The 13,832-nt window shown below is 63.6% G+C and carries 14 protein-coding genes; 3 read left to right on the top strand and 11 right to left on the bottom strand.

The genetic code is table 11. From position 1 onward, the window contains the following. Window positions 1-30 precede the first annotated feature (30 nt). The 4 genes from ybaK to tatA form a co-directional block, all read right to left on the bottom strand. Window positions 31-504: a Cys-tRNA(Pro) deacylase gene (gene ybaK / locus J2Z31_RS11945; RefSeq protein ID WP_209602094.1), complete on the bottom strand. Its 474-nt coding sequence runs from the start codon at window positions 502-504 to the stop codon at window positions 31-33. A gap of 7 nt (window positions 505-511) precedes the next feature. Next, window positions 512-859, bottom strand: coding sequence for an ArsC family reductase (locus J2Z31_RS11940; protein WP_209602093.1), 348 nt, complete (start codon window positions 857-859; stop codon window positions 512-514). 352 nt (window positions 860-1,211) lie between these two features. Further along, complete coding sequence (locus J2Z31_RS11935; protein ID WP_209602092.1) at window positions 1,212-1,841, bottom strand: YitT family protein; 630 nt, start codon at window positions 1,839-1,841, stop codon at window positions 1,212-1,214. A 14-nt stretch (window positions 1,842-1,855) separates the two neighbouring features. Continuing rightward, window positions 1,856-3,025, bottom strand: coding sequence for a tyrosine aminotransferase (gene tatA, locus J2Z31_RS11930; RefSeq protein WP_209602091.1), 1,170 nt, complete (start codon window positions 3,023-3,025; stop codon window positions 1,856-1,858). A 208-nt stretch (window positions 3,026-3,233) separates the two neighbouring features. Between tatA and J2Z31_RS11925 the strand changes: the two genes are divergently transcribed. Both J2Z31_RS11925 and J2Z31_RS11920 read left to right on the top strand, forming a co-directional pair. After that, window positions 3,234-3,704 (top strand): Lrp/AsnC family transcriptional regulator, encoded by a 471-nt coding sequence (locus tag J2Z31_RS11925; protein ID WP_209602090.1) that lies wholly within the window; start codon window positions 3,234-3,236, stop codon window positions 3,702-3,704. A 150-nt stretch (window positions 3,705-3,854) separates the two neighbouring features. After that, complete coding sequence (locus J2Z31_RS11920) at window positions 3,855-5,147, top strand: MFS transporter (protein ID WP_209602089.1); 1,293 nt, start codon at window positions 3,855-3,857, stop codon at window positions 5,145-5,147. Here J2Z31_RS11920 and guaA read toward each other — a convergent pair. The 3 genes from guaA to J2Z31_RS11905 form a co-directional block, all read right to left on the bottom strand. Continuing rightward, entirely contained in the window at window positions 5,110-6,672 is a 1,563-nt protein-coding gene (gene guaA, locus J2Z31_RS11915; RefSeq protein ID WP_209602088.1) for a glutamine-hydrolyzing GMP synthase, read from the bottom strand. The two genes, J2Z31_RS11920 and guaA, sit on opposite strands and share 38 nt — an antisense overlap. Before the next feature lie 94 nt (window positions 6,673-6,766). Then, entirely contained in the window at window positions 6,767-7,405 is a 639-nt protein-coding gene (locus J2Z31_RS11910; RefSeq protein ID WP_209602087.1) for a 5'-methylthioadenosine/S-adenosylhomocysteine nucleosidase, read from the bottom strand. Next, the gene (locus J2Z31_RS11905) at window positions 7,402-7,788 is read right to left on the bottom strand and encodes a PaaI family thioesterase (RefSeq protein WP_234939421.1); all 387 of its coding nucleotides are present in this window, start codon (window positions 7,786-7,788) and stop codon (window positions 7,402-7,404) included. The genes J2Z31_RS11910 and J2Z31_RS11905 overlap by 4 nt, the downstream gene beginning before the upstream one ends. Window positions 7,789-8,010: 222 nt before the next feature. On the opposite strand from J2Z31_RS11905, the gene J2Z31_RS11900 reads away from it, so the two are divergent. Further along, window positions 8,011-8,565: a GNAT family N-acetyltransferase gene (locus J2Z31_RS11900; protein ID WP_209602085.1), complete on the top strand. Its 555-nt coding sequence runs from the start codon at window positions 8,011-8,013 to the stop codon at window positions 8,563-8,565. 36 nt (window positions 8,566-8,601) lie between these two features. Here the strand turns inward: J2Z31_RS11900 and J2Z31_RS11895 are convergent, their stop codons facing one another. The 4 genes from J2Z31_RS11895 to J2Z31_RS11880 form a co-directional block, all read right to left on the bottom strand. Next, window positions 8,602-9,678, bottom strand: a complete 1,077-nt coding sequence (locus tag J2Z31_RS11895) for a DUF1513 domain-containing protein (protein WP_209602084.1) — start codon at window positions 9,676-9,678, stop codon at window positions 8,602-8,604. A 200-nt stretch (window positions 9,679-9,878) separates the two neighbouring features. Beyond that, complete coding sequence (gene corA / locus J2Z31_RS11890) at window positions 9,879-10,868, bottom strand: magnesium/cobalt transporter CorA (RefSeq protein ID WP_209602083.1); 990 nt, start codon at window positions 10,866-10,868, stop codon at window positions 9,879-9,881. Window positions 10,869-11,086: 218 nt separating this feature from the next. Beyond that, the gene (locus J2Z31_RS11885) at window positions 11,087-12,214 is read right to left on the bottom strand and encodes an imelysin family protein (RefSeq protein WP_209602082.1); all 1,128 of its coding nucleotides are present in this window, start codon (window positions 12,212-12,214) and stop codon (window positions 11,087-11,089) included. Beyond that, window positions 12,214-13,812 carry a di-heme oxidoreductase family protein gene (locus tag J2Z31_RS11880; protein WP_209602081.1) on the bottom strand — a complete coding sequence of 533 codons (1,599 nt, stop codon included), beginning with the start codon at window positions 13,810-13,812 and terminating at the stop codon, window positions 12,214-12,216. Before J2Z31_RS11880 ends, J2Z31_RS11885 begins: the two co-directional genes overlap by 1 nt. Window positions 13,813-13,832: the final 20 nt, after the last annotated feature.

Raw genomic sequence — 13,832 nt, 5'->3', positions numbered from 1 at the left:
CTCGGCTCTGCCCGATGGCAGCAGCGACGCTCAGGCGACCAACGGCGCGGCGATCGCCTTGAGGGCGGCCTGCGCATCCTTTGGCGCAAGCCGCACCTGCAGTCCGCGTTGGCCGCCATTTATGAAGACCAATGCTTCCGAGAGTGCGGCCTCCTCAATCGCCGTCGGAACGATCTTCCTTTGGCCGAAAGGGCTGATGCCGCCCACATGATAGCCGGTGAGGCGCTCGGCATCGGCCGGCTTCATCATCGCCGCCGACTTGCCGCGGAAGGCGGCGGCGAGCTTCTTCATGCTGACCTCCCTGTCGGAGGGCACGATGCAGCAGACAGGCTTGCCGTCCACCTCCGCCATCAGCGTCTTCAATACGCGCGACGGATCTTCGCCGAGTGCTTCGGCCGCCTGCAGCCCGACGCGTTCGGCGCCGGAATCGTAGCCGTAGCTGTGCACCGTGAAGGAGATGCCTGCCTTTGCCAGCGCTTGCGTCGCCCGCGTTGTCTTAGACATCGATGTCTTACTCGCCGAACGCAGCTTCGTAGAGTTCAGGCTTGAAGCCGATGAGCAGCTTACTTCCGTTCTCCAGCACCGGCCGCTTGATCATGGAGAGCTGCTTGAGCATCAGCGCGATCGCCTTTTCGGCCGTCAGGTCCTGCTTCTCCGCTGTGTCCAGGTTGCGGAAGGTCATGCCCGAGCGATTGAGGACCGTCTCCCAGCCGAGTTCCGCACACCAGCGCTCGAGATGCGCCCGGTCGATACCTTCGGCTTTATAGTCGTGAAACCGGTAGGCGGTGCCGCGGCCGTCGAGCCAGGCGCGCGCCTTTTTCATCGTGTCGCAGTTCTTGATGCCGTAGATCGTAACCATTGTCGCAAAACCTTCTTCGCTCAGGCGCGGCCGTACACATAGAGCCTTTCCGGGTTAAATGGAAACATTCTGCCGGAGCAGGTTTTCGTCAGGGCAGAGGCGATTGCCGAAGGTCGTACCTGGAGGTACGGCCGAGGCGATCGCCTCTGATCCTCGCGAAAAGATGCCCGGCCCTTCGGGTTGGCTGAAGCGGGGCGGCCTGTTTGCTCGGCTGGCTTGGACGTATGCTTGGGCTACGCCACGCGCCAGCCGAGCAAACATTCCGCGTCGCTTGAGCCAACAGAATTGTTTCTATTTAACCCGGAAAGGCTCTAGCCGGGCCGAGCGGATGTGAAAAGACTTGCCGCAATGCTCAGCTTATCCCGACATAGCGCCCAGGCTTGTGATTGATGGCGAGCATCATGTTGACGATGGTCGCGCCGAGGACCGAGAGCATCAGATTTGCCGGTGGGAGCACGAAAAAGGCGGCGGCGAGGATGGCGAAGTCGACGGCGAGCTGGAAATAGCCGGCGCGGATCCCCGCCTTCTCCTGGAGGTAGATCGCCAGGATATTGATGCCGCCAAGGCCCGTGCGGTGACGGAAGAGAATGAGCAGTCCCATCCCCATCAGGGCGCCGCCGGCGACGGTGGCATAGACCGGGTCAAGCCGCGCGAATTCCACCCATTCCGCCGTCAAGCGTGAGAAGAGCGAGACGAGGCTGACGGCGACGAAGGTGCGTAGCGCGAAGAGCCAGCCGAGCCGCTTGATCGCGAGCACATAGAAGGGCAGGTTGACGAGCGAAAACATCAGCCAGAAGCTCGAACCGGTTGCATATTGCAGGAGCAACGCCAAGCCGGCAGAGCTGCCCGTCAGCAGCACCGCCTTGCTGTAGATAGCCACGCCGAGGGAAACGACGAGCGTGCCCGTGAGGATCGCCAGCACGTCTTCATAAGGCCTGTGCCGGTCCACCGGCGCGGCGTCGAAAGGGGTATCGGTCGTCATCATCGCGATCCGGATCAGAGGCTGGTGAATTTCTGTACAATCCCGGCGACCTCCGCCGTCTTCAGCCCGGCAATATTGATGCGGCCGGAGCCCGGCATGTAGATGCCGTGCTCGGTCCTGAGCCGCATCACCTCCGCTTCCGTCAGCGGCAGCATCGAGAACATGCCCTCCTGGTCGGCGATCTCGCCGAGGCTTTGCCAGCGGCTTCTCAGGCCTTCCGCCAGCGTCTGGCGGATGCCGGTCATGCGCAGCCGCATGGATTCCAGTTCCTCCGCCCAGTCGCGCCGAAGCGTCTCGTCGGCGAGGATCGTGCGCACGACGGCTGCGCCATGATCCGGCGGCATCGAATAGATGGTGCGGGCAAGGCCGGCGAGATTGGAGCGGACCGTGTCGGCGGACTGAGGCGAAGTGGTGAGCGCGAAGATGGCGCCGGTGCGTTCGCGATAGAGACCGAAGGATTTTGAGCACGACACGGCGACGAGCACTTCCGGAGCGGCGCTCAAGAGGTGCCGGAGGCCGGCGACGTCCTGCTCCAGGCCGCGGCCGAAACCCTGATAGGCGAGGTCGACGAGCGGCAACAGGCCGCGCTCATTGACGAGTGTCGCGACCTCCAGCCATTGGGCTTCCGTCAGTACCCCGCCGGTCGGGTTATGGCAGCTCGCATGCAGGAGCACCGCGTCCCCGAGGGCCGCGCCTTCCAGCGCGCTGATGAGATTGTCGAACATGACCGATTGCGACGGAATGTCGAAGAAGTCGTAAGTCGCGATGTTTAGGCCGGCCGCCTTGAAGATCGGCGCGTGGTTCGGCCAGCTCGGCAAACCGAGCCAGATGCCTCGGCCGCCCATCCGCGTGATGAGGTCTGCCGCCAAACGAAGCGCGCCGGAACCTCCCGGCGTCTGCACGCCTGCGACATGGCTCCTGTCGACCGTGTCGCCGGCGACAAGGCTCCAGAGGTGGTCGAGGAACACGAGATCTCCCTCGGGGCCGACATAGGCCTTGGTGTCTTGGGTTTCAAGGAGCCGTTTTTCCGCCGCCTTGACCGCACGGAAGATCGGCGTGCGCCCCGTCTCGTCGCGGTAGACGCCGACGCCGAGATCGACCTTGCCGAGGCGTTCGTCCTCGCGGAACAGCCCGATCAGGGCAAGCAGCGGGTCGTCGGGCTGGCGAGTAAGGGCTTCGAACATGGTGGAATTCCCTTGGAAAATGAGACTGTTCCGATAGTCGTCCCGGGGCCGATGAAAGGCAAGCCGGAGGGTCGGCGATCCGTAACTGTTTAGCTTGCCCTAGCCGCAAATTCGCTGATCGGGTTGCCCAAAAGCGCGTGATGACTTAAATGAATTTGCGAGAATGCAGGTTTGATGTGGGCGTTTTTGCTCTCCGGTGGAGGTTGTCATGGAGCGCGGGCAAATGGAACTGGATGCGACGGACCGGCGCATCATCAAACTGCTGATCGAGGACGCTTCGCGCAGCAACAACGAGCTGGCTGAGAAGGTCGGCCTGTCGCCCGCGCCATTGTCTCGGCGATTGGCCCGCCTCTACGCGGCGGGCGTTATCCGCCAGACGGTAATCGTCGATCCGAAGGCGCTAGGCATCGGTTTCCAGGCCTTTGTCGAGGTGACGTTGGAGCGCACCGCCAGCCGCGTGGGACAGCGTTTCATCGAGCTCGTCTCGCGCATGCCGGAAGTGATCGAATGCCATACGGTCGCCGGCGATTTCGATTTCCTCTTGAAGGTCGCCGTTGCCGACGTAGCCGATTACAAGCGCCTGCTGTGGAGCAAGTTCGAAGACATAGCCGAAATCAAGACGATTCGCTCGACCATCCTGCTCGACAGCCCGAAGACGGGCGCCGGGGTTCCGCTGTAAACGACGCGCAGATCGAGCGGAATGCGCCACGATTTCGCCGGCCTCGGGAGATCGGAATCGGCGGCTGCCGCGGCACTTGCTGGCAGGCCCGCTCTCGCCCTATCCTTGCGCGAGCACTCATGCAGCCGCCCTCGCAAGGAGGGCAATTTGATGATCGTTCCGAACGCCGAAGCAGGCCTCCAACCGGAGAGCGGACGGCCTCTGCGGCTGGGGCTTAAGGAAAATTGGCCCCAGTTCTCGCTGCTCGTCCTCATCAATGCCTTTGTCGGTGGCATGGTGGGGATCGAGCGCACCGTCGTGCCGCTGATCGGCGCCGAAGAGTTCGGGATTTCCTCGACGACATTCGTCATCTCCTTCATCGTGAGCTTCGGCGTGGTGAAGGCCTTCGCCAATCTCGTCTCCGGTCAACTGGCGGACCTCTGGGGCCGAAAGCGGGTTCTCGTGCTTGGCTGGCTCTTCGGCTTGCCGGTTCCGTTCATGATCATCGGGGCGCCGAGTTGGGGATGGGTGATCGCCGCCAACGCCCTTCTCGGGATCAACCAGGGACTCGCCTGGTCGATGACGGTAATCATGAAAGTCGATCTGGTCGGGCCGAAGTCGCGCGGCCTTGCGGTGGGATTGAACGAATTCGCCGGCTATCTCGCGTTGGGCGCAACCGCACTTCTCACAGGCTATCTCGCCTCGCGCTACGGCTTGCGCCCAACGCCAATCTATCTCGGTATCGCCTATGCGGGGTTGGGCACCGTGCTGTCGGCTCTCCTCGTCCGCGACACGCGAGACCATGTCCGGCTGGAAGCTTCCTCCAATGCCGGGGAAGCAACCTCGATCGGCTTTCGGGAAATCTTCGCGCTCACATCATTCAAGGATCGAAACCTTTTCGCAGCGTCGCAGGCCGGTCTCGTCAACAATCTAAACGACGGCATGAGTTGGGGCATTTTCCCGCTGTTCTTCGCCGCCTTCGGCCTCGGGGTGGAACGGATCGGCATTCTGAAGGCCGCCTATCCCGCGACCTGGGGTGTGCTGCAGATCGCCACTGGTCCCTTGAGCGACCGCCTGGGGCGCAAGGGCCTGATCGTCGCCGGCATGTGGGTGCAGGCCGCCGGCCTGGTCCTGACCGCCGCGACACGTGAGTTCGGATGGTGGCTTGCCGGCAGCCTCATTCTCGGCGTCGGCACGGCAATGGTCTATCCCGCCTTGATCGCTGCAGTCTCCGACGCGTCGCATCCCACCTGGCGCGCCCGCTCGCTCAGCGTCTACCGTTTCTGGCGGGATCTCGGTTATGCGATCGGCGCTCTCTCCGCGGGGCTCATCGCCGATCGCTTCGGCCTTTCTGCGGCGATTTTCTCGATCGCCGCATTGACCTTCCTGTCGGGCGTCGTCGTCGCCGCCTGCATGGGGAGGCCAATCACTCCCACTCGATCGTACCCGGCGGCTTCGAGGTGACGTCGTAGACGACGCGGTTGATGCCGCGGACTTCGTTGATGATCCGGGTCGCGGCGCGGCCGAGGAACTCCATGTCGTAATGGTAGAAGTCGGCCGTCATGCCGTCGACCGAGGTGACGGCGCGCAGCGCACAGACATATTCGTAGGTACGCCCGTCGCCCATGACGCCGACCGTCTGCACCGGAAGCAAAACGGCAAAGGCCTGCCAGATGGCGTCGTAGAGGCCGGCCTTGCGGATCTCGTCGAGATAGATCGCATCCGCCTCACGCAGGATCTCGAGCTTCTCGCGGGTGATGCCGCCGGGGCAGCGGATCGCAAGACCCGGGCCGGGGAAGGGGTGACGGCCGATGAAGCTCTCGGGCAGGCCGAGTTCGCGGCCGAGCACGCGCACCTCGTCCTTGAAGAGCTCGCGCAGCGGCTCGACGAGTTGCATGTTCATACGCTCCGGCAGACCGCCGACATTGTGATGCGACTTGATCGTCACCGACGGGCCGCCGGTGAAGGAGACGCTTTCGATCACATCCGGATAAAGCGTGCCCTGGGCGAGGAAATCGGCGCCGCCAAGCTTCTTCGCCTCCTCCTCGAAAACTTCGATGAACAGCCGCCCGATGATCTTGCGCTTCGTTTCCGGATCGCTGACGCTCTCGAGTTCACCGATGAAGCGGTCGGAGGCGTCGATATGGAGGAGGCTGAGGTTATAGTGCTCCCGGAACATGGCGACGACATTCGCCGCCTCGTCCTTGCGCATCAGGCCGTGGTCGACGAGGATGCAGGTGAGCTGGTCGCCAACGGCCTCGTGGATGAGGAGTGCGGCAACGGAGGAATCGACGCCGCCCGAAAGCGCGCAGATCACCTTCTTGTCGCCGACCTGCTCGCGGATCGCCTCGACCGCCTTGGCGCGGTAGGCGGACATCGTCCAGTCGCCCGCAATACCGGCGATCCTCTGTACGAAATTGGCGATCAACTTGGCGCCGTCCGGCGTGTGCACGACTTCCGGATGGAACTGCACGGCGTAATATTTGCGCGTCTCGTCGGCGATGAAGGCGAAGGGGGCATTGGGCGAGGTGGCGACGACCTGAAAGCCCTGCGGCAAAGAGGTGACGCGGTCGCCGTGCGACATCCACACCTGGTGGCGCGAGCCGGCGGACCAGAGGCCCTCGAAGAGATCGCAATCCTTCTCGACCTCGATAAAGGCGCGGCCGAACTCGCGGTGATGGCCGCTCTCCACCTTGCCGCCGAGCTGGGCGCACATGGTCTGCTGGCCATAGCATATGCCGAAGACCGGAATGCCGCTGTCGAAGATCACCGAAGGGGCTCGGGGCGAACCGGTGTCGAGCGTCGAAGCCGGGCTGCCGGACAGGATCACTGCCTTCGGCTTGAGCCGCTTGAAGCCCTCCTCGGCCGATTGGAACGGCACGATTTCGCAATATACGCCGGCTTCGCGTACGCGCCGGGCGATCAGCTGCGTCACCTGGCTGCCGAAATCGACGATCAGGACTGTGTCGGGATGGGCTGTCTGGGTCATGGCGGGCCTTCAAGCGTGATCATGGCGAGCCTTTAATGAAAGCCTGCCGCCGGCGCAACGATTACATTGCATCCCGACAATGTGGCACCGACCCTCAGAGCCGGATTTCGCCGGCTTCCAGTGCCGTTTCAAGTCGATCTATGGTGGCTGCGAGCTTTTCGTCGATGACGTGCAGGTATTCGGTCCAGTCGTTGACGTGCTTAAGCTCCGCCTTGCCGTCCGATATGCCGCGCAGCCCGATCATCGGTACGCCGAAAGCCTGGCAGGCGCGCAGGATCGCATAGGTCTCCATCTCGACCATGTCCGCATCGATCTCACCATAGGCCTCGCCCGAAACGATGTTGGCGCCGGTGGAAAGCCGCGCCTTCTTGACCGCCGGAATCGTTAGCGGCAGCGGCACAACGGCGGGGAGGTCGAGGAAAGGCGTTGCACCCTTTTCGAAACCGAGCGCGGAGGCATCCATGTCGCGGTAGGCGACCGAGCTCGCCTGGTAGATTTCCGTCTGTTCGAGGGTCGCCGACCCCGCCGAGCCGAGCGAGACGATGAGATCAGGCAGGCGATCCGACGCGCGAAGATCGCCAAGCGCTTTCGTCAGCGTGACGGCGGCCTCGACCGGGCCGACGCCGGTCATCAGTGGCCTGATGCGGGCGCGCAGGCACGGGCCGTATTCGGGATCGACGGCCATCACATAGAGGATCTTCCTGCCCGCGACAGTCTTCAGCTCGAAGCTCATCCCTTGATCCCCTCGCGCCCGCGCACCACCATCATCGTTCCGGTCATGGAGGCGATCAGCTTCGCTGGCCCGTCGGATCTCACCGCATAGGCGCGCCCGTCCGAGACGATGATGGTCGTGCCCGGCTTCGTCACTTCGCCGCGGAACAGGAAGCGTTCGGCGCGGCCCGGCGAGAGCAGGTTGACTTTGAACTCGATCGTCAGCAGCGATGCATTGGGGTCGATCACCGAGTAAGCCGCATAGGTGCCGGCGGCATCGAGGGCGGCGGCGATGATGCCTGCATGGATAAGTCCGTGCTGCTGCGTCAGCTTGTCGTCGAAGGGCAGTTCGATCTCGACCGTCCCCTGCTCGACCCTTGTCAATTCCGCGCCGATCGTGCGCATGGCCGCCTGGCGACCGAAGCTCTCCCGGACGCGGGCGCGGAAATCATACGGCTCACTGTCTTCGTTCAATTGCAAGTGCCCCCGCAAATATGCCCCGTGAGATCGGCCGACAGTTGCACGCGTTTTCCCGCAGGACAAGCGCAATCGTCCGGCCCAAGCTTGCCGTAGGATTCCGCCCCTTGCAGCCTTTTGCGGGACGGGGCGCGTCCATATATCTTACGCATGAAGAATTTCAGACGTATCGAGATTAGGCCGGCCGACCCCGACGACCTCATGGCGATCGCCACGGTCCTGGTCACGACCTGGCGCGCAACCTTTCGCGGCATCATTTCGGATGCCTATCTCGATGCGATGACGGTCGAAGACCAGGCCATCGGGCATGCGCGGCGGATGCGCGTTCCGGGGAGCTTCCTCATCGTGGCCGCCGACCTTTCGGAAGGTCGGGTGATCGGTTTCGCCAATCATGGGCGGGCGCGGGGCATGCCGCTTGCTTTCGACCGGGAGCTCTATGAACTGTATATTCTGCCGCAGTACCACAGCGCCGGCATCGGCTCGGCGCTCGTGCGCACGGTCGCGGCCCATTGCCACCAAACGGGGGCTTCGTCGCTTTTTGCCTGGGTCCTTGCGGAAAACCCCAACCGGGCGTTCTATGAACGCATGGGTGCTCGGGCTATCGGCGAAGGACGCGTTGGCGTTGGCGGCGAACGCCTGGTTCAAGTCGCCTATCGCTGGGACGACCTCGCGGCGCTGTCCGGCGTTGGCGGGCGGGCGGCATAAGACCGCTGCAATCTCTCTCCGATGGGCGCTTTACCCCTAGTCGAGCCGAACGATGTGCTGGTCCCATGCGACGGCACTCCTGTGCCCTCTGAAGAGCCCGTCATAGGAGGAAACCGCAAACCCATTGGCGGCAGCCGCCACGCCCGCGGCGTCCGGTATGCGCTCCTCGCTTACGACAGCGCCGGTTTTTGCGTCGAGTGTGACGGCGACATGACCCTTGGGTGACGTAACACAAATCAGCCCCTGCCGGCGGTTGACGGAGATGGCGCCCACATAATTGACAAGCGCCGTTGTGATGCGCTCCGGCAGGTCGACGAAGCTCAGCGACTCGCCTTTCGCAAAATGGCCGACGAGCGGCGGCAGGTCGTTGCGCGGGCCCTCGTACTGGCAGGCGAACCAGATGCGGGCATCGGCGCCGATGTCGAGATGGCGAGTCGAAAGCTGCTTCAGTTCCGGAGGCAGCACATGCTTCTCGATGAGTGCGCCCGCGGCCGGATCGACAAGCGCAAGGCTCGGTTCCATATGGTCGAGATTGAGCTTGGTGCGGCCGAAGTCCGGGTGGGTTTCGATGCCGCCATTGGCAATGACGAGCGTGCGACCATCCGCAGAGAGCGTCATGTCGTGTGGTCCGATGCCGTAGGTTGGGAATTCACCCACCCTGGCAAAACCTTGCGTGCCGTCATAGACGCCGACCATGCCGCGATTGGCGGAAAAATCGTTCTCGGTGGCGTAGAGCAGCCTGCCGTCAGCGGAAAAGCAACCATGGCCGAAGAAGTGACGGCCTTCGGCGGCGGAAATCACGATCGGTTCCGTGCTTCCGTCGGTCGCAAGTATCACTGCGTAAGTACCGGGCCGGCGCGCGAACGCGACAGCACGCCGGGTCGCCGGCGAGGAGGCAATGCCGTGCGCCCGTGCCGGCAGCGGCGTCCGGTCGACGATCTCGCCCGCTTCCGTAAGCGTCGCCACACCATAGCTGCCGTCGGGGGACATGAAAGCGGAGGCGAAGACGGCGTCTGCACTTTCGAGTGCGAAGGCGGCTCGAGGACCAAGCGCCGCCACCCACGCGGCACCCGCCATTTTAACGAAGCTACGTCGGTCGATGAGGTTTTTCATCCGATTTCCCGTGCATAGCGGCAAAGTGTGGCCCGTGATCAATCCCTCCCAATAAGGGCCCCACAGGGGGGAGGGGCCCGCTTGGCGCACCCGCCGTCACGCATTAGCCTTGCGCAAGACCGGCCGGCAAAGATGGGCGATCGCAGCGGGCACCGAGCCCCTCCCCTTGTGGGTAGGGGTAGGCAGGGCCTTTGCTTTCGTCACAACCACCCCCGCCGCTTGAAAAAGAGATAGGGCAACAGCGCGGAAAGCGCCATCATGCCGAGTGCGTAGGGATAGCCGAAGTGCCAGGCGAGTTCCGGCATAGCTTCGAAGTTCATGCCATAGATCGAGGCGACCAGCGTCGGCGGCAGGAAGACGACGGCCGCCACCGAAAAGATCTTGATGATCTGGTTCTGCTCGAGGTTGATGAGCCCAAGCGTTGCGTCGAGCAGGAAGTTGATCTTGTTCGACAGGAACAGCGCGTGATCGCCGAGTGAAGTCGCGTCGCGCTGGATCAGCTTGATGCGCTGCCGGCTCTCCTTCGCCGCCTTGCGCGGGCTGCTTCCCTCGACGGCGACGTGATAGGCCAAAAGCCTGCCGATGCTGACCAGGCTTTCGCGGATGGTCGTCAGAAGGTCGCCCTTCTGGCCGATCTGCTCAATCAGCGATTGCAGGTTGCGTGTCTTCTTGGTGGCGCTGGCGTGGGTCTTGCGAAACACCTCGTGCGAGATCGCGTCGACCTCGTTGCCGGCGCGCTCGAGTGCGTCGGCAATACGATCGATCATGGCCTCGAGCAGGCCGAGCATGACCAGTTCACCCGTCTCGCAGGCTGCGCCGTTCGGCTTCTGTATGCGGTTTGCATAGAGCTGGAACGGCTTCGGCTCGGCGTGACGCACCGTGACGAGCGTCGTTCCCTTCAGGATGAAGGTGACCGGCACCTTGGCCGGATGGTCGCTGTCGAGCTTCGCCGTTGCCGTAATGGTCATGAACTCGGCGCCATCCTCCTGATAGAGGCGGTCGGACAATTCGATCTCCTGCATCTCGTCGCGCGTCGGGATCTCGATGCCGAGATGGCCCTCGACGAACCGCGTCTCGTCTGCGGAGGGATTGAGGAGGTCGAACCATGCCACCGCCTCGTCCGCAGTGGGGCCGGCGGCGTGATCGGCAAGCACGAGGTGGCTGTTCTGGCTTTTATAGATGCGCAGCATATCAGGCTCCATGTCGTCGAGTCGTCCGACCGGCTGGAGCCCTGATCAATCAGGTCCGGACGGCCGTGAGCGTGAAGACTCGACTTCGACTGTCGGGGTTCATTTCTGTTGATCCTTGTGGTGAACTGTGCCCGCGGCAGCAGGCGCGACATGCGATTTGCGCCCAAACGCGACTCTTGTCAACCGGTGAGAGCAGCGGTCGTTCTCCCCTTCTCGTGTCAGTCGCCATCGGCAAAGGAAAAGCCGGCACCAAGGCCGATCGCGCCACCAAAATCTCGATTGAGCCGGTCGAGCAGATCGGCGGTGTTGAGGGCGATAAAGCCGAGAACCGCGCGTCGCTCGTCGTCGCCAAGCGCCGCGTCGATCGGACCGTCAATCCGGTCGGCTGCGCTCGTCAGTGTTTTCAGGAGGAACTTCACGGAGGCGGCGATCGAGCGGCTGTCCGCAGGCAGCAGTTGCTGCATGCCGGAAGTCTCGAAGAATGTCTGCAGGCCCCGAAAATTCGCTGAAATGGACGGCATCGTCTGATTGGAGCGCCAATAGATCGCCAGCTTAGGATTATCCTTGCCCGGTTTGCCGGAGATCGTTCCGGCATAAAAGGTGCGCAGCCGCTGGTCCTTCACCATTTCGACGCTATGGATGAGAACGCCAAGCAGTTCGGTTGCGGCCTCCTTGTTATCGCGGAAGAGCGGATTGTCGGGGCCCGGCGCCTTCCACGCGGCTTGGATGCCGTCCGGCTTTTCCCATGCGGCGCGCAACTCGCCGGCAATCGCCTCCAGGTTCCCGGCGATGGCGTGCCCGTAGCGGCAACGGAAGCCGGCGCCCTTGCCGGCAAGCCCATCCGCTCCCTTGCCGTGAAGGACATATTCGAGCGCACCGAGGCCCTGGACCGCGACGCTCTTTGCCCTGAGGCGCTCGACGTCGGTTGCGCTCTCGTCGCTCTTGGCGAGAATGGCCTGGACCTGCTTCAAGCCGGTGCTTTTTCGGTCCGGGTAGAAGAGAAAGCGCTCGAAGCGGTTCTGTTCGAGCGCAGGCCCGAGCCGGATGATTTCGATCTGTGACCATGTCTGGACGACCTCCGCGAAGGCCGACCGACTGGCTTGCAATGCGGCTTCGGAGGGCTCTGCGCAAAGCGCCGCGCTCGTGGCGGCAAGGCTGGCGGTCGCCCGCGAGAGGTTGCGATAGCCGGGAATGATGAAGCCGTCCACCGCTTTCGCCATTACGCCCGGAAGCGCCGTCTTGTCGAGAGCGGACAGCATTGGGGCGCCGCCTTCCTGTGCCGCCGCAGGACCGGCAGCGATCGTGATGCACAGGAGAGAAATTGGCAGGAAAAGGCCAAGGCGCATCAGAGCGACTCCAGAAAGGTCAAGAGGGCTTTGCGGTCATCCTTCGCCATGGCGGCGAAGGCCTTTCGCGCCTTTTCCGCTTCGCCGCCATGCCAGAGGATGGCCTCTGTGAAATTGCGCGCACGCCCGTCGTGAAGCAGGAATGTGTGGCCGCTGACGGTCCTCGTCAGGCCGATTCCCCAGAGCGGCGGGGTGCGCCATTCGCGTCCGCTGGCGAGACCGACTTCCTGGCCGTCGGCGAGGCCCTCGCCCATGTCGTGCAGCAGGAAATCGGAGTAGGGCCAGATCAACTGGAAAGCCACCTCCTTATGTGGAGCGTCGCGCCGGGTCACGAATTTCGGTGTGTGACAGGCCGGGCACCCCGCCTCGTAGAATAGCCGCTTGCCCTTCAAGGTCTCGGCAAAGCTCGCCTCGCGGCGGGCGGGCACGGCGAGATTGGAGGAATAGAAGGTGACGAGCCCGAGCACGGGATCGGGAGCCTCGACGGCCCCGAGCCGCGCCTGCGCGCCGGTTGGGAGTTCGAGACAGGCGGTCTGCGCCGCGGTGCAATCCCCATGATTGCGGTCGACATCGGGCGTGGACAGGCCCATGTCGGTGGCAAAGGCGTCGGCGGTCTGCTGGCGAATGGTCGGGTTCTGTGCTTTCCAGCCGAAGCGGCCCAGCATCGTGGCGCCGGACTGCCGGTCACGCACGAGCGCCGCCCTGCCGCTGACACCGTCGCCGTCCATGTCTTCCGGATCGGCGCTGGCCAGAATATCGGCCTCATGGATCGCCTCGATCAGGCCGAGTCCGATCACCGGTGGTGCGACCCGTGGCGACAATGTCGTCGCCGCGTCCATTGCACCATAGCCGAGATCGGCGACCGCATAGTGTGGTTTGCGAAGCGACACCGTCTCGCCGCCGGCAAGCGTCACCGGCTTTTCCGTATAGGTGATGGTGATGCGGCCCTCGGCGGCTAGCCCAGGTACCGCACTGTCCTGCAATTGGGCACCGTAGACCGGATCAGGAAAATTGGTGACCCTGTGAGCCGTGATCATCTGCCGCTCAGCCTCATCCCTCGCCGGACGGGCAAGTCGATAGAACATCGACGTCGCATCCGCTGCGGCTTCGGGCGGACGGCCGCGGCCGTCGCGCGGGTGGCAGCTCTCGCAGGCGCGAGCGTTGTAGAGCGGCCCGAGCCCATCGGAGGCTTGCGTAGAGGAGGGGGAGGAGACCCAGAGCTTCTCGAACAGTGCCTTGCCGAGCTTGAAATTCTCCTCGGCCTCGAATGGAAGGTTCGCTGAGAATTGCGAGAATACCTTCTCGTCTAACGGAGCGATCGTCGTCGTCGCGCCCCCGGACATCGCCTCGAACTGCTCGGCTTTCGAGAAGTCCGTCGTCGGCCGCGTCACCTCGAGCACGCGCTCGAGCTCATGCTCGGACAGATCGTCGCGTTGCGGACGACATCCCCCTCTGGCTTGGGCAGGGCAGAGGGGGGTGTCGGCTTTCGTCGCCACGACCCGATGGGGTTCCGCCCGGACACCACCGGGCGTCGCCGCTGCCGCTGCGGCGAGGAGCGCGATGGGAAGCGCGTGAAAGCGGATCGTCAGGACATTCATTGGACAGGCCGGGCCGCCAC

The organism is Sinorhizobium kostiense (assembly GCF_017874595.1).
Classification (GTDB): Bacteria; Pseudomonadota; Alphaproteobacteria; order Rhizobiales; family Rhizobiaceae; genus Sinorhizobium; species Sinorhizobium kostiense.
This window is presented reverse-complemented; position numbering and strand designations above follow the sequence as displayed.